The sequence below is a fragment of the Sulfobacillus thermotolerans genome (assembly GCF_039623705.1).
Classification (GTDB): Bacteria; Bacillota; Sulfobacillia; order Sulfobacillales; family Sulfobacillaceae; genus Sulfobacillus; species Sulfobacillus thermotolerans.
The window spans coordinates 648693-668822 of sequence record NZ_CP133983.1; the positions used below are offsets into that span (position 1 = coordinate 648693).

At 50.5% G+C, this 20130-nt stretch carries 18 protein-coding genes, 1 pseudogene and 1 riboswitch; of the genes and pseudogenes, 16 read left to right on the plus strand and 3 right to left on the minus strand.

The annotated features are described in order from the left end of the window. The first annotated feature begins 93 nt into the window (after window positions 1–93). The 4 genes from ORD20_RS03290 to ORD20_RS03305 all read left to right on the plus strand — a co-directional run bounded on the left by ORD20_RS03290 (window position 94) and on the right by ORD20_RS03305 (window position 3068). Window positions 94–678 (plus strand): M23 family metallopeptidase, encoded by a 585-nt coding sequence (locus tag ORD20_RS03290; RefSeq protein WP_103376181.1) that lies wholly within the window; start codon window positions 94–96, stop codon window positions 676–678. A gap of 97 nt (window positions 679–775) precedes the next feature. After that, entirely contained in the window at window positions 776–1033 is a 258-nt protein-coding gene (gene spoIIID, locus ORD20_RS03295; protein WP_103376338.1) for a sporulation transcriptional regulator SpoIIID, read from the plus strand. Window positions 1034–1165: 132 nt separating this feature from the next. Next, a riboswitch (SAM riboswitch) is annotated at window positions 1166–1267 on the plus strand. Window positions 1268–1341: 74 nt separating this feature from the next. Then, window positions 1342–2541, plus strand: a complete 1200-nt coding sequence (metK, locus tag ORD20_RS03300) for a methionine adenosyltransferase (protein WP_103376180.1) — start codon at window positions 1342–1344, stop codon at window positions 2539–2541. A gap of 65 nt (window positions 2542–2606) precedes the next feature. Then, window positions 2607–3068 carry a glycosyltransferase family 2 protein gene (locus tag ORD20_RS03305; RefSeq protein ID WP_103376179.1) on the plus strand — a complete coding sequence of 154 codons (462 nt, stop codon included), beginning with the start codon at window positions 2607–2609 and terminating at the stop codon, window positions 3066–3068. A 214-nt stretch (window positions 3069–3282) separates the two neighbouring features. Here the strand turns inward: ORD20_RS03305 and murJ are convergent, their stop codons facing one another. Next, complete coding sequence (murJ, locus tag ORD20_RS03310) at window positions 3283–4887, minus strand: murein biosynthesis integral membrane protein MurJ (RefSeq protein WP_103376178.1); 1605 nt, start codon at window positions 4885–4887, stop codon at window positions 3283–3285. 230 nt (window positions 4888–5117) lie between these two features. Between murJ and ORD20_RS03315 the strand changes: the two genes are divergently transcribed. The 10 genes from ORD20_RS03315 to ORD20_RS03360 all read left to right on the plus strand — a co-directional run bounded on the left by ORD20_RS03315 (window position 5118) and on the right by ORD20_RS03360 (window position 15661). Beyond that, window positions 5118–6068: a glycosyltransferase family 2 protein gene (locus ORD20_RS03315; protein ID WP_103376177.1), complete on the plus strand. Its 951-nt coding sequence runs from the start codon at window positions 5118–5120 to the stop codon at window positions 6066–6068. 43 nt (window positions 6069–6111) lie between these two features. Then, the gene (locus ORD20_RS03320) at window positions 6112–6711 is read left to right on the plus strand and encodes a glycosyltransferase family 2 protein (protein WP_242968607.1); all 600 of its coding nucleotides are present in this window, start codon (window positions 6112–6114) and stop codon (window positions 6709–6711) included. A gap of 504 nt (window positions 6712–7215) precedes the next feature. Further along, on the plus strand, window positions 7216–7413 hold the full coding sequence (locus ORD20_RS03325) for a cold shock domain-containing protein (protein WP_026040771.1): 198 nt from the start codon (window positions 7216–7218) through the stop codon (window positions 7411–7413). A 134-nt stretch (window positions 7414–7547) separates the two neighbouring features. Then, window positions 7548–8060, plus strand: a complete 513-nt coding sequence (gene hpf, locus ORD20_RS03330) for a ribosome hibernation-promoting factor, HPF/YfiA family (protein ID WP_103376174.1) — start codon at window positions 7548–7550, stop codon at window positions 8058–8060. Between the two features lie 138 nt (window positions 8061–8198). Next, entirely contained in the window at window positions 8199–8816 is a 618-nt protein-coding gene (locus ORD20_RS03335; protein ID WP_103376173.1) for a hypothetical protein, read from the plus strand. 228 nt (window positions 8817–9044) lie between these two features. Next, window positions 9045–10361, plus strand: coding sequence for an HD-GYP domain-containing protein (locus tag ORD20_RS03340; RefSeq protein WP_103376172.1), 1317 nt, complete (start codon window positions 9045–9047; stop codon window positions 10359–10361). 92 nt (window positions 10362–10453) lie between these two features. Further along, a complete protein-coding gene (gene secA, locus ORD20_RS03345; protein WP_103376171.1) occupies window positions 10454–13006 on the plus strand; it encodes a preprotein translocase subunit SecA in 2553 nt (850 codons plus the stop codon). A gap of 65 nt (window positions 13007–13071) precedes the next feature. Further along, entirely contained in the window at window positions 13072–14151 is a 1080-nt protein-coding gene (gene prfB, locus ORD20_RS03350; RefSeq protein ID WP_103376170.1) for a peptide chain release factor 2, read from the plus strand. Further along, on the plus strand, window positions 14151–14816 hold the full coding sequence (locus tag ORD20_RS03355; protein ID WP_103376169.1) for an LmeA family phospholipid-binding protein: 666 nt from the start codon (window positions 14151–14153) through the stop codon (window positions 14814–14816). The genes prfB and ORD20_RS03355 overlap by 1 nt, the downstream gene beginning before the upstream one ends. After that, window positions 14813–15661 carry a YitT family protein gene (locus ORD20_RS03360; RefSeq protein ID WP_103376168.1) on the plus strand — a complete coding sequence of 283 codons (849 nt, stop codon included), beginning with the start codon at window positions 14813–14815 and terminating at the stop codon, window positions 15659–15661. Before ORD20_RS03355 ends, ORD20_RS03360 begins: the two co-directional genes overlap by 4 nt. Here ORD20_RS03360 and ORD20_RS03365 read toward each other — a convergent pair. Next, complete coding sequence (locus ORD20_RS03365) at window positions 15658–16842, minus strand: MDR family MFS transporter (RefSeq protein ID WP_103376167.1); 1185 nt, start codon at window positions 16840–16842, stop codon at window positions 15658–15660. The genes ORD20_RS03360 and ORD20_RS03365 overlap by 4 nt on opposite strands. 212 nt (window positions 16843–17054) lie before the next feature. On the opposite strand from ORD20_RS03365, the gene ORD20_RS03370 reads away from it, so the two are divergent. Then, entirely contained in the window at window positions 17055–17513 is a 459-nt protein-coding gene (locus ORD20_RS03370) for a CBS domain-containing protein (RefSeq protein WP_103376166.1), read from the plus strand. Here ORD20_RS03370 and ORD20_RS03375 read toward each other — a convergent pair. Further along, window positions 17510–18289, minus strand: coding sequence for a serine hydrolase (locus ORD20_RS03375; protein WP_158246337.1), 780 nt, complete (start codon window positions 18287–18289; stop codon window positions 17510–17512). The genes ORD20_RS03370 and ORD20_RS03375 overlap by 4 nt on opposite strands. Window positions 18290–18413: 124 nt before the next feature. Here ORD20_RS03375 and ORD20_RS03380 point away from each other — a divergent pair. Continuing rightward, window positions 18414–20123 (plus strand): annotated as a pseudogene (locus ORD20_RS03380) (PfkB family carbohydrate kinase); the annotation flags it as partial. Between the last annotated feature and the right edge of the window lie 7 nt (window positions 20124–20130).

Below are 20130 nucleotides of genomic sequence, written 5' to 3' on the forward strand. Positions count from 1 at the left end.
TGTTTGAACTACCAGTTCCTGGGCACACTGGAATTAAGAGGATATGAATATCCTCGGCGCAGCAGCGCATACGAAAGTGGAGGAACAGACACTATGGCGAATCGTCGTCTCACCATGTTCGGAATCATTGGGGGAGTCGCAGTAGTGGGGGGAGGCATTCTAACATTTGCACTGACACACCGGTCATCGCATACAGTGACCGTGCCGGTCGCGCATCACGTGCCCAGTGCGCGTGGACATCAAGCAGCTCAGGCTCCCGCCCTTAACGACACTACGGCCCCGTTGCTGATGCCGATTAACGGCACCGTGTCCAATCCCTTTGGATGGCAGTATTCGGGCGCCCTCAATGAGTGGTACTACAATCCGGGCATAACGGTTTCCGCAAAAGCGGGGACACCCGTGCATGCGGCTTGGGGTGGAGTGGTCACGCAAGTCGACAATGTCGATCATCAAGGACTGTCCGTGACTGTGAAGGATGGCAATGACTATGAAACGGTCTATGGACATTTGGGCAGCGCCAGTGTCAAGGCGGGTCAGATGATTAAGCAAGGACAAGTCGTAGGGAGTGTAGGGGGCAGCAGTATTTATAGCCGCCAACCGGGGTCTCACTTAGACTTCCAAGTATTTCACGGGTCTATGGCAACCAACCCGGAAGGTTTTATGCACCCTTCCTCGTGAACCCATGAAATGCCAGAGCAGGATTATTTGCTCTGGCATTTATTTTTTTGCGGCCCATATACTCTACCAAGTTCGGGGGGAGAAAGGGGCCGGAAATGTGAAGGACCATATCTGGCAGCGTGTTGTGGACATCGGAAATTATATTCTGAATAACGGCGCAACCGTTCGTGATACTGCAAAGGTTTTTGGCGTATCCAAAAGCACGGTCCACAAGGATGTCACCGAACGATTACCTAAAGTCAATCAAGCATTAGCCACAGAAGTGAAAAAAGTCCTAGAAGTGAATAAGGCCGAGCGTCATCTTCGGGGTGGAGAGGCAACCAGGCAGAAATTTCTAACGAACCGCCCGGTTTAGCCTATTTATAGGCCGGATGCCGGGGATGGGAGCTGGCACCATCCCCGGGGAGACCCGCTTAAACCACGTGTCGTGGATGTTGACAGCGTTTGGGGAAACGCTATATACTCGGGAAGACAATTGACCATGAAGCTCTTATCAAGAGCGGCGGAGGGACAGGCCCGATGAAGCCCGGCAACCGGCTACCCATGCCAAGGTGCCAATCCCGACCTCACTTACGGGGACGGATGAGAGAATACCAGCGTAGCGCCTCTTCTCTCGGAAGGGGTCTTTTTGTTTATTGTGGGAATTTGCAAGGAGGGCATGAGTTGGGGCACAATTTTCTGTTTACGTCTGAATCGGTTACGGAGGGGCATCCGGACAAAATTGCCGATCAAATTTCAGACGCCATATTAGACCGGATTCTCGCGGAGGATCCCGTTGCGCGCGTTGCCGCGGAAACGGTTGTTACGACCGGACTAGCATTAGTGGTCGGGGAAATTTCTACGGTGACGTACGTCGATATTCCTCGGGTGGTGCGAGACACCATCCGCAATATTGGGTATACCCGTGCCAAAATGGGATTTGATGCGGATACAGTATCGATTCTGACGTCGATTGACGAGCAATCGGCGGATATCGCCATGGGCGTCAACGAGGCATTGGAAGTGCGGCAAGGCTCAGCCGATGCTCGCGCCTTAATCGGGGCAGGAGACCAAGGCATGGTCTTTGGGTATGCTTGCAATGAAACCCCGGAGTTTATGCCAGCACCTATTTCGTTGGCTCATCAGCTGAGCTATCGACTGGCGCAGGTCCGCAAGACGGAAACCGTCCCATTTCTATGGCCTGATGGCAAAACCCAAGTGACTGTACGCTATGAGAACGCTAAGCCGATTGGTATTGATACGATTTTGGTGTCGACCCAGCATCATGCGTCTGCCACGCTTGAAATGGTTCAGGAAGCGGTCATCGAGGAAGTGATTCGGCCGGTGATTGCTCCGCACTGGGATCTCTCTAACACGCGGATATTGGTTAACCCAACCGGTCGGTTCGTGGTAGGGGGGCCCCATGGAGATTCAGGCTTAACAGGCCGGAAGATTATTGTCGATACCTATGGCGGTTATGCGAGGCATGGAGGTGGGGCATTTTCTGGCAAGGATCCCACGAAGGTCGACCGATCGGCATCGTATGCGGCAAGGTGGGTGGCTAAAAACTTGGTCGCGGCAGGATTGGCTGAGCGCGCCGAAATTCAAATTTCTTATGCGATTGGTGTCGCCGAACCTATATCGGTTATGGTAGATACCTTTGGAACCGGACGCTTAGAGGACGTGGCCCTAGCCAAAATTGTCCGCGAGGTTTTTGACCTGCGACCGCTCGGTATTATCGAAGATCTTGACCTGAGGAGGCCGATTTACCTTCAGACGGCAGCGTATGGTCATTTTGGCCGGACTGATGTGGCTTTGCCATGGGAACAATTGAACCGTGTTGATGCCCTTCTAGACCGCGCGGCTGTCAAGCCCGCAGATTAGTCTTTTGGTCATCTTTTCCGCAGTCTGTTCGTATAATGGGACAGAATGTGGAAAGGGGAATCGCGGTGACCTGGTGGGGAGCGCTTGGGTTGGCTCTGTCGCTGTACGGAGCTGTTGTGGTGCTTGAATGGGTCTATGCGCGTGTTTTGCAGCCGGCAGGAGTGGAAGCGCTGTCTGTCAGCATCGTACTGCACGTGATGAATCAAGAACATCTGATTGAACAAGCCGTCATCGATTTGACGGGGTTATGGCGTCTTGAGATGTGGGATCAGAACACCGTGGAGCTGATTATTGCCGATGGCGGATCCACGGACCAAACCGTGGCCATTCTTGACCGTTTGCAGCGTCAATATCCATGGTTGCTTATTGCGGATTCCGGACGTGACAAAAGCCATGTTCTTGAGTTATGCCGCCACGATGTCGTGATTTGGGTGGAAATGACAGGCCGCTCCCCTGCCAGTCCGCTAGTCACGGTGAGAAGTCTTTTAGCTCACCAACCGGCGCACTTATCAGGCGTGATAGGCTAAAGAGCCGGACAGGCCCACACTGTACACGTCTGATCTGGCAAGGGTGCCAATGGTATGCCGAATACCGCATGGTCCAGTCTTTCCTTTCGCTAGAATCCAAGGCAGTTGGCGCGGTTTTGTGTTAAGCTCACCGCTTGGCTCTTGTCTTTCTTTATCAGATAAGGGGTCAAGCGGCCGTTTTATTCTGTGCGGACGCGTGCCGCTTTGTTGCTTCTTAGGGTTTTACCGACCGGGCCCTTTTAACAAATCGCGATAACAATGAAGGGGTAACGGGCCAAACGCCTAAGCGGATTAATACAAAAATATAGAGCGCTGTGGCTATGAATAAAGTGGCCGCGATGACAGGGAGCAACAAATACCATTCCCCCAAATGGCTATAGTGGATCCCTATAATGGCGAGTTGGTTGAAAAGACCAAATCCCATAAGTGCTCCTACCCAACTGAATAGAAATCGCGTCTGGCCTTCGAAGGGATTGAGGTGATGGCGCATTAGCCATATGCTGAGCACGACAGCGCGAACGTAGGCGGCGATTGAGGTGGCTAATGCGAGACCATCGGATCCTAATGGACGTACTAAGAGAAAGTCCCCAAACACGTTAAAGATAATGGAGATGATGCTGGCTACGCTCGATGTCCGCGTGGCCTTTTGCGATAATACAATACGCGAAAACAGCATTCCAAAAGCTGTACCAGGAATGCCTAGGGTCCAATACAAAAGAAGGCGAGACGTCAGCGCCGTTGAGGCCTCATTAAACCGACCATGTTGGTACAAAATTTCAACAATGGGAACCCGGAGTAAGACAAATGCTAAGAAGAAGGGAGAGACGACCAACAGTGTAACTTGCACACCCTGCCGCACAAGGTCTCTATACGCAGCCGAATTTCCCGCTCGATTGAAGAGTTCTGCTAACTGGGTGTAAATTGGGGCGATAACTGGGGTAATGGCCAAGCCAATCGGTAATTGGCTAATCACTTCGGCAAAGTTTAGTCCAGCGATACGGCCCACAGCTAAGGTCGAGGCAAAAATGCGGTCGACAATGGTTCCAGCGATTTGCACCGAATGGGCCAGAAATGTTGGGGTCGCCAGTTTTAGATATTGGCGAGTCCAAGGATGACGCCATGTCAGGCTTAGTTTTAATGCGATGTGATGGCGCTTTAAGGCAGGAATTAAATAGGCTAATTGGGTCATTTGTGCGAGGGTAAATCCTATCGCCACTCCGGTTATTCCCATGATCATGCCCAGTCCAATAATTGTTGCGACGCGGACGACGTTAATAATCACAGGAGTCAGGGCCGGTGCTATAAAATACTTTTTCGATTGTAAAATGCCATTCATAAAATTCCCCAACACCAAAAAAGGTCCAGCTGGCAACATCAGCCGCAAAAGAAATACGGTGAGGTGGTACCGGCGGTGTCGAAAACCAGGAGCAATCAGATGGACCAACTGAGGAGAAAAAATCTCTAACAGGACAATCATGAGGGCACTGATCACGAGAATCCACGAGTACGCCTCATTGAGGAAGACGTCGGTAGATTCATTGCCTTCTTCCACCGTGACGCCCCCTGATAGCAAGGGAATCATGACGATATTAAAGCTACCGCCGATAATCTCGAAGAGCAGCACCGGAATGATGCTGGCCATAAGCCAACTATCGGTGGCTGCCGAGGTGCCGAATAGCAACGCCATGAGCCATTGGCGCGCGAGACCAAGGACCTTAGAGACCATCCCCCCCGCGGCTAAAACCAATGTTGAGAAGCGTAAAGACTGTTGTTGGCCGAATCGCTGGCGAAGACGGCGAATAATTTGCCGTGGTCCCACAAAAAGTCACCTCAGTTGACAGAAAGGCTCATCAAGAATGGTCCTACTAATGCCCGTCGTTCATTATAACGTACCGAAGAGCGATTGAAGGAGGGGCAAAATAACGGGGACTAATCAGGATACAGACGGTCCTGAATATTTCAGGACAACTTCAGGGACGACGGTCGTTATCTTATTGACGCCAATGGTGCAAACCCGTAACGTAAAAGAACATGGAGGAATTTTAACGCATGATTGCGGTGAGCGTGGTTATACCAATCTATAATCAAGCCCACTTGGTGGGGCGTACGATTGAAGCGATTACGGCGAATAGTCTTCAGCCGATCGAAGTGATTATTGTAGACGATGGCTCTTCGGATGATGTTCGATCGACCATTTTAGCCTACGAAAGTCTCACGGCGTTTCCCCTGCGGTTGTTGGAAGTCAATCATGGAGGGCCAGGCCGAGCGCGGGATGCTGGCTGGCGTGAGGCTATCGGTGAGATTGTGGCCTTTACCGATGCGGATGCAGTGCCTGACAGGCACTGGTTAGAAAATGGCGTGCAAGCCTTTTCGTCTCCTGATGTGGGGGCTGTTGAAGGGGCTGTAGAAAGCGGCGGAGGCAAGCCGACCATTTTTACGCATCAGGTTCGCAATCGTTTTGGGCGGCAATTTATGACGGCTAATATGTTTTATCGTCGCTCAGTTATTGCCGAGGTGGGGGGATTTAAGTCGCCATACCGTGAAGACTCCGACCTAGCCTTTTCGGTGCTTGACGCGGGATACGAGATTGTCTTTGTCCCAACATCTATCGTGATTCATCCTCCCAGACAAGAAAATTGGCGATTTTACTTTGCGAAAGCTAATCGGAAACGGTTTGAGGGTCTATTGTTTCGCAACCATCCTGAGACTGCTCCCCAATATATCCCACGTTTTCAGCCCACCGAATTGCTGATTATTACTGGAGAATTGCTAGCCCTTCTAAGTGTAGTGTGGGGCAGTTGGTCCTTGGCAGCGGGACTGTTACTATTAGCGTTGGGGATGCCGAAGCGTTTGGCCGATTGGTTGGGGGATCGTGAATATAATTCTCGTGAGTATTTGTGGGCATGGTTGATGACCCTCATATTAGTGCCGGTCGAAGCCTACTATCATTGGACTGGTATTATTAAGCCGCCTGCGGTACACAAAGACTTGAGGCGGTAAAGAGACGCGCGAAGAGGTCAGGAGGAGTTTTAATTTGGCGACGGTGGCAGTGACGATTCCGACGATGGGGGCCACGCATCTGGTTGATACTCTAGCGAGTCTTCCCGCTGGCCTTCCATTGTATCTGCGCGACAACCGTGAAGATAACTGGGGGGTTGCTAGAAGTTGGAACTGGGGCATTCGGCAAGCGTTAGCGGATGGCGCGGAGTATGTGTTAGTTCTCAATGACGATATTCAACTTCAAGGACATGACTTTATCGATCGCTTGGTGGCGGATTTGCAACGGGATAACGTTATCTTGGTCAGTGGGCGGCCTGCCCATGTGGAGCCAGCTCCACCCACCCGTCGACTGGCCATGAGCGCTTTTTTATGTGACCGGCGTTTGTTTGATGAAATTGGGGAATTTGATGAGGCATTTTGGCCGGCCTATTTTGAAGATGACGACATGCTCCATCGCATTCGCGCTAGCGATCATTGGCGAACGTGGTTTGATAGCGACGCGGTATTTCATCATTGGGTGAGTTCTACGGTGAATCAGATTCGTAGTGCTAAGCGGAAGCACCGAACGTACTTTAATAAGAACCGCGCATTATTCATTCAAAAGTGGGGCTATGATCCAACTCAAACCAACAAAGATTCCTAAAGCACCAACGTCCGTTAGCCTTTTAGGCAGTATGATAACAAGGGAGGGAGACGATGCACGTCTGATACCCTTCTTTTTGTTTTCGTAAATGATAGCCTTGTTCCCCATGGACGTTACTCGCCGTACAGCTCATGATTCGTAGGTCTTCGGAATATTTTCTCCACGCATAACCACACTTATTTTAAATAATGTGGGTATAGGAAGGCTGCTTTCGTGCAATGGCCGTTATACGTGTGTCGGTCATGACGTTGGGCCCTGCGACGTATCATATCCTGAAAAAATCAGTGATGCAGGATTTGGAGGATATATCCCCAGCCCAAAGGCTTGATAAATCTTTTATCAACAAACTTATCCCCATAATCCACAGGGAATTTTCCCCAAGGATGGGGAAAATTTTCTCCCGGCTCTTGCGGATATAGTTTGACTTTTTTGGCAGAGGATGCTATATTGGTCTCGGTTACTCTGGACTTTAGGGTAGCTTTTAGAAAGGGGACATATTTTAGTATGACCGGACGTGTCAAATGGTTTAGCGCAGAAAAAGGGTACGGTTTCTTAGAGCGTGAAGACGGCGGTGACGTGTTTGTGCATTACACGGCCATTAATGGCGAAGGTTTCCGTACGCTCAACGAAGGCGAGCGTGTCGAATTTGATGTGGTAGAGGGTGACCGCGGCCCACAGGCTGCGAACGTCGTTCGCCTCTAAGAATCGACTCGACAAGAAAGTAGCTGGGATTGTTCCCAGCTTTTTCTTGTTTAGGGGCTTTTGTCTCATCGTGCTATAATATTCTTACCAGTCGGGACCAAGACTGGCATAAAGCCGTAAAGGGGCGTTGCGCGATGGAAGTTATCGTTCGCGGTAAAAACGTGGAGATTACGGATGCGCTGAAGGATTACGTTGACAAGAAGCTTGGCAAAATGGACAAGCTTCTTCACCCACAAGATGTTACAGCTCATGTCGTGCTTGGTGTAGAAAAAGGTCGGCACATTGTCGAAGTCACAATTCCCATTCACGGGATGATCTTGCGGGCAGAAGAATCCGGTAGCGACATGTATGCGTCGATTGATTTGGTTACGGACAAATTGGAGCGCCAATATCGCAAGTTTAAAACGCGTGAGAAGAAAAAAATCGTTCACGATGCGGCCACCGTGCGGACGCAGGAGCCTCAGGAATCGCCAGATTTGGTCCGGCGTAAAACATTTCCTGTTAAACCCATGACATTGGATGAAGCCTTGTTGCAGATGGATTTATTAGGTCACGACTTTTTTGCTTTTAGCAATGCAGAAACTGATAGCATTAACGTGTTATATCGGCGCCGAGACGGCGATTATGGACTTTTAGAGCCCGTTTAATGACTTTGGGCTAGAAGGGGACCTTGCCCTCGCAAGGTCCCTAAAATTTTTTACAGGAAAATGAAAAAGTTTCTCGCACAAAAGAGGAAAAATGCGGTAATGTGTCGTATTCTATTAAGCGTAGCCCAAGGAGGAGTTATGGCCGAACCATTGTCGACATATGAACAAGTCATACTCCGGATTCCCTATATTACTAGCGCCAGCGTCTACCAAGACGCGAACGGTGCAATCCGGATTCAGCTTTTAAGCGACGGCACAAAATCGCCGCGGCATGTGATCCGGGAAGTGGTGTCCCTGCTCCGGAATTACGGCTTCGAAGACATTGACGAAGACGCCGTAACGGTGGTGCAGATTCAGGCGGAAGACGAGCTAGAGCGTGCGGGGTCGCGATTAACCATTGCGGGATTTTCTGTGGGCCATAGTTCCCTAGGCATTGTCGCTCAGTGTCGGTTGGGGCGTGGTGGCCAAATTTACGAAGGAAATGGGCAAGGGGCCACTATCCCAATGGCTGTCGCAATGGCCACAGTTGATGCCGTCAATAAAGCAATGGCGCAGCTTGAGCAGCTGGCTTTCAACGGGATTGAGCAAGCACGCGTGGGCGGTGTGGATGTGATGGTAGTGACTATCGCTGACCCAGGTGAAGAAATGTTAGCAGGTTGTGGCGTGCTAAGAGACACCGTTGAAGATACCGTTATTCGCGCCACGTTGGATGCTGTTAATAGGAGGATTCTTCTCTACTCAGGGCAAAAAATTTAATAGCTTTCGACCAACATTACAGACCAAGCGAACAGATGTCATGTTTACCTCGAGCGACGGTACATGCAGGCAATTACGATAGGAGTAAATGCCATAATGAAGGGTCTGGTCCGTAACTTAGTATCCAGTTTAGTGGATGTTATTGTAGTCGGTTCGGGTTACAGTTTTCATTAAATGGTGGTCGAATAATTTTGATGGACGTCACTTAAGGTGGGGATGTGAAGAGAAATGTATCCACGGAAATTGCAAGTCTATATAGGGTGCGTGAGCCTCGTTGGATTAATATTATTAGTTGTTACAGGACATCGGTTCTTTACGGCTTTAAGTTTTATAGATTTTGTATTGGCAGTATCGATTCTTGTTGCTTCCATATTTGGGGTAAAAATGTTACGTGATAATGGGAGCATTTCAGTTCAATTGCCAGTCTTAGTCGCTGCCGCCATTATCTTAGGACCTGCTGCGGGTGCTTGGTTAGGATTTTTCTTCACGATGGATGGTTGGGAACTGACCGGTAAGGTTAGATGGCCGTCAATTTTATTTAATAGAGCACAATTTGCTATATCTGGTTGGGCTGCCGGTGCGGTCTTCTATGGATTCGGGGGTTCCCTGCTTCGTCTGAGTTTTTTCGAAATTAGCATTCCCTTGACGGTGGCGGCAATTGTTGCGTTTTTGTTAAACTGGGTTTTAGTTATGGTCGCTGTTTCGCTTCGAGTTCATCGGCCTATCTGGGAAATGTTACGCGCCCATTTTAAATGGTCGACTCCAACCTTTTTGCTCATGATTCCTGTCGCTTATGGGATGGCAGCGGTATATCAAGATTTAGGTCCTTATGGTGAACTAATATTTATTGTTCCGCTAGCGACGTTGCGTTACGTTCTTGCCCTCCTCCGCCATGTGAACAACATGTATAAGCGCAGTATTGACATGATACTGGAAGGGCTTAATATGCGCGATTCCTATACCTATGGTCATTCGGTCCGGGTAGGTCACTACGCGGGGATGCTAGCATCGTATATGGGGCTGGCAGAAGACCGCGTGGATGTGGTCCATGAAGCCGGTTTATTGCACGACATTGGGAAACTGGGAACGCCCGACAGCATTCTGCGTAAGGCGGGACGGTTGAACCGGGAAGAACAACTGACGATGAAAGAGCACCCGGTGATTGGAAGCCAACTTCTTGAAGCCGTGCATCTTGCGGGCTGTTCGCGAGAGTTTGTACGTCAACATCACGAACGGTGGGATGGACGGGGTTATCCTGATAATCTAGAAGGTACGGAAATCGCCGTGGAAGCTCGGATTATCTCCGTGGTCGATGCATATGATGCGATGACGACGGATAGGCCATATCGCCGCGCCATGCCGCATGCGATGGCTATGGCCGAAATTGAGAAAGCGTCGGGCGAGCAATTCGATCCAGCTGTTGTCGAAAAGTTTATCGAGATGTGTCAAGGGCGCAACTTAGCTCAAGAAGAAGCTGTGGCGCAGCGGTGGAAACACACCGGGACGGAACATGCTGGGGGTCAAGGGCATGGGCAGTCGGGTTGAAGGGTAGATCCCTTCATGATAAAATTCATTATTAGGTATCGACGTAGGAACCGTCACCGGTTCCTTTTACGTTGAATGGAGGAAATTACCCGATGTTAAAAATGTTGTCCAACCTCGTTAACCGGTTTAGCGAACGGGAAGTGCGCCGGTACCGAGGAGTGGTCGCAAAGGTCAATGCCCTAGAGCCTGAAATAGCAGCGTTGACTGACGAGCAATTGCGTGCCAAAACCGCGGAATTTAAGGAACGGGCCAGCAGTGGAGAAAGTTTGGACAAACTCCTGCCAGAAGCCTTTGCCGTGGTGCGAGAAGGCTCTAAACGGGTATTGAAAATGCGGCACTTCGATGTCCAGCTTATTGGGGGCATGGTGTTGCATGATGGTCGTATTGCTGAGATGCGCACCGGTGAAGGCAAGACGCTGGTCGCAACATTGGCAGCCTACCTCAATGCCGTTGCGGGAAAAGGCGTGCATGTGGTGACGGTTAATGATTATCTAGCTCGACGTGATGCGCAGTGGATGGGCCAGTTGTATCAGTTCTTGGGATTGACCGTTGGTCTTATCCAACATGACATGGAGCCAGATGAAAGGCGTCAGGCCTATGCGGCGGATATTACTTACGGCACGAATAATGAATTTGGTTTTGACTATTTGCGGGATAACATGGTGAGCACGGTAGATGAAATGGTCCAACGGCCGTTACATTACGCCATCGTCGACGAGGTGGACTCGATCTTGATTGATGAGGCGCGGACCCCGCTTATTATTTCGGGGCAGGCCGATAAATCCCCCGACTTGTACTATCAGTTTGCCCGCATTGCATCCAACTTGCGGGAAGAGAAAGATTACACGATTGATGAAAAGCTTAAAGCGGTGGCGCCCACGGAAGAAGGGGTGGCTAAGGTTGAGCGTATGTTGGGGGTTGCCAACTTGTATGACGACGTCAATATTGACCTGTCACATTACCTCAATCAAGCTTTACGGGCCAAGGCGCTCATGAAGCGCGACCGCGACTATGTGGTCAAAGACGGGGAAGTCATCATCGTGGACGAATTCACCGGCCGATTGATGTTTGGCCGGCGCTATTCTGATGGGCTTCACCAAGCCATTGAGGCCAAAGAAGGGGTACCGATTCAGGATGAGACCCAAACTTTGGCCACCATTACCTTTCAAAATTATTTTCGGATGTATCACAAGCTGTCCGGTATGACCGGAACCGCTATTACTGAAGAAGAAGAATTTCGGAAGATTTACGGGCTGGACGTGATTGTGGTGCCCACGAATAAGCCATTGATTCGAAAGGATTTTCCGGATGTCGTTTATAAAACAGAGGCGGCAAAGTTTCGGGCTGTGGTCCGTGAAATTGAAGCGTTATATAAAGAGCGGCGTCCCATATTAGTGGGCACGGTATCGATTGAAAAGTCTGAGCGTCTGAGCGAAATGCTTAAGGCTAAGGGCGTGCCGCATACAGTCTTGAATGCCAAGTATCATGAGCAAGAAGCAGAAATTATTGCTCAAGCGGGCCAAGCAGGGGCTGTGACGATTGCGACCAATATGGCAGGCCGTGGGACGGATATTGTTTTAGGCGAAGGCGTCGCAGAGATGGGTGGCTTGCATATCATCGGTACCGAGCGGCATGAGAGTCGGCGCATTGATAACCAGTTGCGGGGACGTGCGGGTCGTCAAGGGGACCCAGGCTCGTCGCGCTTTTATCTCTCTTTGGAAGATGATTTCTTGCGTTTATTTGCTGCCCAGACTTTGTCGAATTTGATGGACCGGTTGGGCGTTGAAGAAGATGAACCCATTGAGAGCCCCATGTTATCGCGCGCGATCGAATCCGCTCAGAAAAAGGTGGAAGCCCGCAACTTTGATGCGCGGAAACAAGTCTTGCAGTATGACGACGTCATGAATTTGCAGCGGGAAGTCATTTACAAACAACGCAAAGATATTTTGTCTAAGGAGAACCTGCGAGAGGATATCATGCATATGTTGTCTGAGCTCGTGGATGACGCATTGGCAGTACATTGTCCTGCCAATCTCCACCCCGATGAATGGGAGCTGCAGCCGTTGCTCGACAGCTTGCATGAGATCTTTTTGCCTGAAGGCATGGTGCGTGTCGAGGATTTAGAAGGCAAAGAGCGAGAAGAAATGCAGCAGGTGCTGGTCGAGGCGGGTACTCGGGCGTATGAGCAAAAGGAACAAGAATTTGGTGAGGAAGCGGTCCGTGAACTCGAACGGATGATTCTGTTGCGTGTTGTAGACTCCAAGTGGATGGAACATCTAGACGCCATGGATAATTTGCGTGAGGGAGTAGGCCTTCGGGCTTATGGCCAGCAAGATCCATTGGTGGAGTATAAGAAAGAAGCATATGACATGTATCAGAACATGCTGGGAGCCATTCGTGAAGAGGTCATTCGCATGATGTTTCATTTGCAACTGGCTCCGCAGCAGCCTATCCCGACCTTGGAACCTGTGGCTACCGTTACGGATCAAGAGCCTCATCGCCCATTTCAGGTCATTCAGGGAGGACAGGGTACTAAGCCGCCCAAAGAGGGACAGGGCCGGCAACTAGGGCGCAACGATCCTTGCTGGTGTGGTAGCGGCAAGAAATATAAGAAATGCCATGGAGCCGACCAAGAAACGCAATAGCCGAGGGGGACATACGGTGTTACAGGATGATTTAGAACTCATGCGCAACGAGATCCACCAAATTATTGATCGCATTAGGGGGTCTCTTTGACTTCGAAGAACGGCAAGTCGAAAGTGAGCGACTTGAACAAGTAATGCTGGCGCCAGACTTCTGGAATGACCCGCAAAGGGCCGAACAGGTGACGAAACAATTGCGTCACGTGAAGGGCCCTTTGGAGCAGTACCAGAGTCTGTCGAGGCGGGTGAGCGAGTGGGATGAAATGCTTGATCTCGCCTTGGAAGAAAATGATCAGGAAGTGCTCAAGGGTCAGGCGAAAGAAGGCCAAACCCTCTTGGATGATTTGCGGGCATTTGAGTTGACCTTAATTCTTCGAGGACCTTACGATCAAGAAAATGCGATTGTTTCTTTGCATGCTGGCGCAGGCGGCACAGAGGCGCAAGACTGGGTGTCCATGCTGCTGCGCATGTATGTGCGCTGGGCGGAAAAACATGGGTTTAAAGCAGATATCATCGACTCGCTAGAGGGCGAAGAAGCCGGATATAAAAGTGTCAGTCTAGAGATTCAAGGTGAAAATGCCTTTGGCTTTTTACGGCCAGAGCGGGGAGTGCACCGCCTTATTCGCATTTCTCCTTTTGATGCTTCCGGTCGGCGCCATACGTCTTTTGCATCGGTGGAAGTTTTGCCCGACATTGAAAATGATGCAACCATTGAGATTAGGCCGGAAGACTTAAAGGTGGATACGTTTCGGGCTTCGGGGGCTGGGGGTCAGCATATTAATAAGACGGATTCGGCCGTCCGCATTACCCATTTGCCTACGGGTATCGTGGTCGGATGCCAATCAGAACGATCCCAACACTCGAATCGCGAAACCGCTATGAAAATGCTACGAGGGAAATTGGCGGAGTTGCAAGAACGGCAGTGGGAGGAACACATGGCGGAGTTGCGAGGCAACCACGCCGAAATTGGGTGGGGATCGCAGATTCGCACATACGTCTTTCAGCCATACAGCGTCGTGCGCGATCACCGGACGCGCTATGAAGTGCCCAACGCTCAAACCGTGATGAATGGGGAGTTGGATGGTTTTATTGAGGCCTTTTTGCAACAAGAGGCCAAAGGGGCTCTACAGCCTGAGGACAATGCCTGATGAGTCGATTTATTCAGGTCCTAGCCGCCTTGGTAATTATCTTAGCGGGATTGCAATGGGGTGTGCCGCGTTGGGTGTCTGGGAAAGCGGCGGCAGCCATTGCACGCACGGACGGGGGGGTGGCACCATCCATCGCCCTAACAGCGATGCCCTTTTGGATTATCGCGCAAGGACGTTTTCAAGATGTTTATGTCAATGCGAAAGGGGTTACCTTTGACGGTCTGAAAGTCGATCAGGCTATCGTTAACTGGCAAAATGGCGAAGTTTCAGTGCCCGCCCTAGAGCGCAATGCTTTGGTCGTCAAGAAGCCCGGGCGCATGTCGGTCACGGTGGTGCTAGATGGGCCGGCTCTGGGGGCTTTTTTGGCCACAGAAGGACCCATTCGTGATCCTGTTGTCACGATTGCTTCAGGGGTGATGACCATTCAAGGCAAAGTGTCCCTGGGCGGAGTGGTATTGCCGTTAAATACACAAGGAACGCTCACGGTGTCACCGGATAAAACAGCGATTCTTTTTCATCCCACTTCTATCGATGGCATTGCATTGCCTTTGCTAACTGATTTGCAGATCTTTCAAATCTCGCAACTCCATTTACCTGTGCAATTAGTCATACAGTCGGTGACGTTATCGGATAATCAATTGATCGTTAAAGCAGGGACACCATGAACAATAAGAAGAGTGTTGTCTTCGATTACGGTATGATTGTTGTTGGCACCGCCATCACGGCAATCGGCATTAACAGTTTTTACGTGCCCGCTAAAATATCTGATGGTGGGGTATCGGGTATTGGTATTATTTTACTGTACGTTTTGCATATTCCCTTGTGGGTAACCTTGACGGTTCTGAATGTGCCATTGCTTTGGCTCAGTAAAAAGCTTTGGGGTAACCGGGTAGGGCTACGGACAGTCTTTGGCACCTTTATGTTGTCTTTGATGGTAGGAATTATGCATTTCGGTGCCGTCACCCATAACATCTTGCTAGCTACCGTGTACGGGGGATTGTTGTCAGGGGTTGGCCTGGGGCTGGTTTTTCGCGGCCGCGGTACCACCGGTGGCAGTGATGTGATTGCTCGTCTCCTGATTCGGTTTCTCCCCCTAACGATGGGGCAAGGCATGTTAGCGGTCGACTTTTTTGTGATTGCGGGCTTTGGTGTCATCTTTAACCCGACGCTGGCCATGTATTCGTTAATTGCGTTATTCATTTCATCACGGGCCATCGATGTGGTGCAAGAGGGTGTCAGCTATGCACGAGCTTTCACCATTGTTAGCCGTGACCCAGATACCATCGCAGCTCGCGTGTTGGCGACCATGGACCGAGGCGTCACCCGCATTGGTGCTTACGGAGAATATACTAAAGAACCCCGAGAAATTTTGTATGTCGTTGTTACGCGGGGGGAAGTGAGTACCTTAAAAGAGTTAGTTTACAGTATAGATCCTCAGGCTTTTGTCGTGGTCGCCACGGTGCATGAAGTGGTCGGAGAGGGCTTTCGTAAACCCCCCGTGGAGTCTTAATCGGCAGGGCTGCTCGCGAAGTGGTGATGGCCAAAGCGCCAATATCCTTGTGCCGTTACGAGGGCAATGAGGCTTGTGGTGACGAGCCACCAGACAGCGCCTTGGCTAAGGAGCAGTCCGCCTGCTAATGGGCCGAGTGCGGCGCCGGCGCGGTTTGCGAGACTGAAAAATCCCATATACCGTCCCCTGATTTGTTCGGGAGCTCGTTCAGCTACCCATGCCGAGGCTGCAGGGTTGATGGTGTTTTCGCCTAAGGTAATGATGAAGACGGCTGTGGCGAAGACCCAAAATGTCCGCCCTGAAAGCATGATTCCAAATCCCAACGCATAAAAGAGAACGCCCGCAGCCATAAGCGAGAGGTGGGGAATGTGACGCGTGATCCGGGTAATAGGGATCTGCAAGAGGACCACAAACACCGCGTTTTCGGCGGCGAGATAGCCAAACACACTGGGTGGGTATCCAAGATTCAAGTGCAAATAGGCTGGAACGACCATAAACAATTGAGAATAGACCAGGGCGGTGAAAGCCCACAAGCTGGAGAATCGTAAAAAGGCTGGATCTTGGCGGATATCAGACAGGCCCCTACGTGGAACGTGCATATCCGCACGCTTTGGGCGCGTTTCGGGTATGGCGATAAACACCACAACGGCAAAAACGACCATAGATAATGCGTCCAGAGCGAAAATCCAAAAAAAGGAATGATCAGCCAATAGCCCGCCCAGCATGGGGCCAACAATAATGCCCGCATTTGAGGCCATTCGCATGAGGCTATAGGCATAATTGAGTTGCTCTCGCGGAACAATGTCGCCAACCATTGCCATAGAGGCAGGCTGAAACAAAGGCACAAAGAATCCCATCAGGCTGAGTAGGGTAATAAGGGTCCACGTACTATGGAGAGTCCCGATAAAAAATGTGACAGCGGCGCCCAACGTGAGTGATGTCAGCATAACGCGTCGCCGCCCAAATCGATCGCTCCAAACGCCACCTACAAGCACCGAGAGCACTTGGGCTCCACCATAAAATGTCATCACCAGTCCGACAGTGCTTAGAGGGGCATGAAGCCGCTCGGCTAAATAAATCGTCAGAAAAGGGAAAACCAGCGAATTGCCAACGAGATTGAAAAATCTTCCGGTTAATAGCACGTAATACACACGAGGTATTGCTGGATCTCGAGAAAACACTTACCCTACACCACTTTCTGCATCACAAAATGTCATACCGCCAGGGTCATCTCTCCATGATACAACACAAATATGGCCCCTGACCAAATCCTAAAGCACAAAATATGTCATTGGTGTGGGGGGAAATTGAGTCGCCCAACGGCTCACGACAACTTCTCTCACATTGGTTAGAATAAAGGAGCCAACGCTAGGTTATAGAGGAGGGACGTGCGATGATTGCTCGTGAACTGATGACGACGGACGTCATAAAAATTGATGCCACGGCCACTATCGGAGAGGCTGTCGAGCTGTTACGCGAACACACTATCAGTGGACTGCCGGTGGTCGATAAAGAAGGGCATCTCATTGGCGTGATTACGGGGGGCGACGTTTTGCGGGCCATTCAGCAACGTGCGCAGAAGATCTACCATTCCTTGTTTGGCCCTACGCAAGTGGTGATTGATGAAACGGTATGGCACGAAGATAGTCATCGTCTTTTGGTTCTTCCCGTCGAGAAAATGATGAGCAAAGGGGCGGTGACAGTGCAACTCAACACACCGGTCGGGGAAATTGCCGATTTGATGCTGCGGCAGAATGTTCGGCGGGTGTTTGTGTTGCATGATGACAAACTCACGGGTATTATCACGCGCAATGATATTGTACGTTGGCTTGTGCGCCATGTGGCCAATTAACGCAGTGCGACACTAAGTTTGGCGCCAATGCGTTGAATATTGGCCAATAGAGAGAGATATGGGTGACCTTGGCTTAACAGCGCGGCAACGTAACGTAAGTGTGGGCTATAGACGATGCCGACGTCGTGGCTAGCTTGGGCTAGAGAGCCGGTTTTATGGGCGATGACGATGGGAGAATCGCCAACCCAAGACGATTCGGCTGTAAGCTTGGTAATACTGATGGGCCCTTGACAGCGTTTAAGCAATGAAACCATTTGTTCTGAGGCGGCTAACGAAATAGCCGTTCCTGTAGCAAGCTTTTCCATCAGCAGGCCCATGTCTTGAGCGGTCGTGTGGTTTACTGTGTCTAAGGGTTCCGCCGGCACGCGCTGCAAGCGGCGCACTAACTCGGTATGGGTTACACCAAGCCGCCGTAAGGTGATATTGACAGCTTCGATCGTCAGAAAATCAATGAGAAGATTTGTCGCCGTATTATCCGATACGGTAATCATAAGCGTCGCTAAGTCACGCAATGAATACTCAGTGTTTGGCGATAAATCCTTGAGAACTCCTGAACCCCCAACTTGGTCTTCTCGACGCATCACAAGAAGGTGGTCGAGGCTGAGATGCTCTTCCTCTACACGTCGGTAAAGTTCAATCAAAATGGGTACCTTAATAGTGCTCGCTGAAGGGAAAACCTTGGTATCATTGAAAGTGAACACTTTACCGGTGTCAAGATTTTTTGCAAAAACGCCATATATGCCAGGCAGCGTACCAATCCATTCACGTAGATCCAAAATTCGTCCTCCCTTGATGGAAGTGATCGCCCTTCTCATTAGAATCCATGATACCATGGACCCAAATAGTGGAGTCAGATGTGAAAGTGATTGGGATAATTTTTAGTAAAGGATAGAGACCATTATGAGTGTCTTGGTGTTAGGAAGCATTAATTTGGATTTAGTTGCACGCATCGACAAGATTCCGGTGGCAGGTGAGACCCGAATTGCTAAAAGTTTGTTAACAGCTCCAGGGGGCAAGGGGGCGAACCAGGCACTTGCCGCACGGCGTATGGGGGCCGCAACGCGTCTTGTTGGGATGGTAGGCGATGATGCCTTTGCCGTCCAAGCTTTGCGCATTCTACGACAAGATGGCGTAGACCTCAGCAGTATTGGCGTGAGTAAAACCGCAAGCACGGGTCTCGCTCTCATAACGGTTGAGCCCACCGGGCAAAATGCCATTACGGTTGTCCCTGGGGCAAACTACGAAGTGGGGACCGCAGCATTAGCTAGCCTGGAACGTCTCTTGACGGCGCGAGACATTTTAGTCATGCAAGCAGAGATTCCTTTGGATGTTATTGAGCGTGCGGTGTTGTTGGCCAAACGGGCAGGCGCGCAGGTCTTATGGGATCCTGCACCCGCCTCAGACCATTTTCCAGCGTCGTTATTTAAAGTCGATATCATTGCACCTAATCAATCGGAGGCCTCGGTGTTGACCGGGATCCCTGTTGATGATGTGCGCTCTGCTAAGGCAGCCAGCCGGAAGTTGCGGGAATTTGGTGCCCAAATAGGGATTGTCAAATTAGGCGATCAAGGGCTGGTATGGGCGACGTCGCGGGGTGTCTTTTACGAAGCGGGATTGCCTGTGCAGGCCATTGACGCGGTGGGGGCAGGGGATGTTTTCTTAGGGGCTACGATTCACGTTGCAATACATATCGCCGGGGCAGAAGCCATCGTCCATGATTTGATTCCAGCCATTCTCCGGGCAGAAGAAACGTTAGAATCGAAAAAGGCGCTCTGGATGAATATCGTGAAATCCGGACGGACACACTTGCAAGACGCGGTACCAATGCGTCTTGGGCAAGAAATTGGCGGATATGCCGGGGCACTAAAATATTGGCGTCAGGCGTTAGAAGACGGAGTATCTGCCTTATATGCCATAGGTCTGGGCGGTAACGCTGTGGGCACTGGCATTAACGCGCATCCCGAATACAAAACCCGGGCAACGGCTTATGTTGCGGAGAAAACCGGATTGCCATTCCATCAACCAGACAATATGTTTACGTTTATTCAAAATATGGATGCGATTTTACAGGTGTCTGGCTTGGTGCGCGGCTTAGCAACAGCCGTAGGTAAACTGGCTAACGACCTTCGGTTGCTGAGCTCGGGGCCGCGTACGGGTATTGGAGAACTTAAATTGCCACCTGTGCAGCCAGGGTCGTCAATTATGCCTGGGAAGGTCAATCCGGTCATGGCAGAAATGATGAATATGATTTGTTATCAGGCCATCGGAAACGATCTGACCATCCAACAGGCCGTGGCTGGAGCGCAATTGGAGTTGAACGTTATGATGCCCGTTGTTGCTTATAATCTCCTGCAAGCTATTCAAATTATGGCCAATGGACTCGATGCCTTCAACGATCGGGCGCTTAAAGGGCTTGAGGCCAATGTCGAAAAAATAACCAGCTATGTAGAGATGAATACAGCATTGGCCACAGCACTGAATCCTTATATTGGGTATGACAAAGCGGCAATTGTTGCCAAAACGGCCTTCCAAGAGGGGAAAACTGTTCGTCAAGTTGTTTCAGAACAGCACTTGTTAGATGCCAAGACGTTAGATGAAGCATTAGACCTTGAACGGA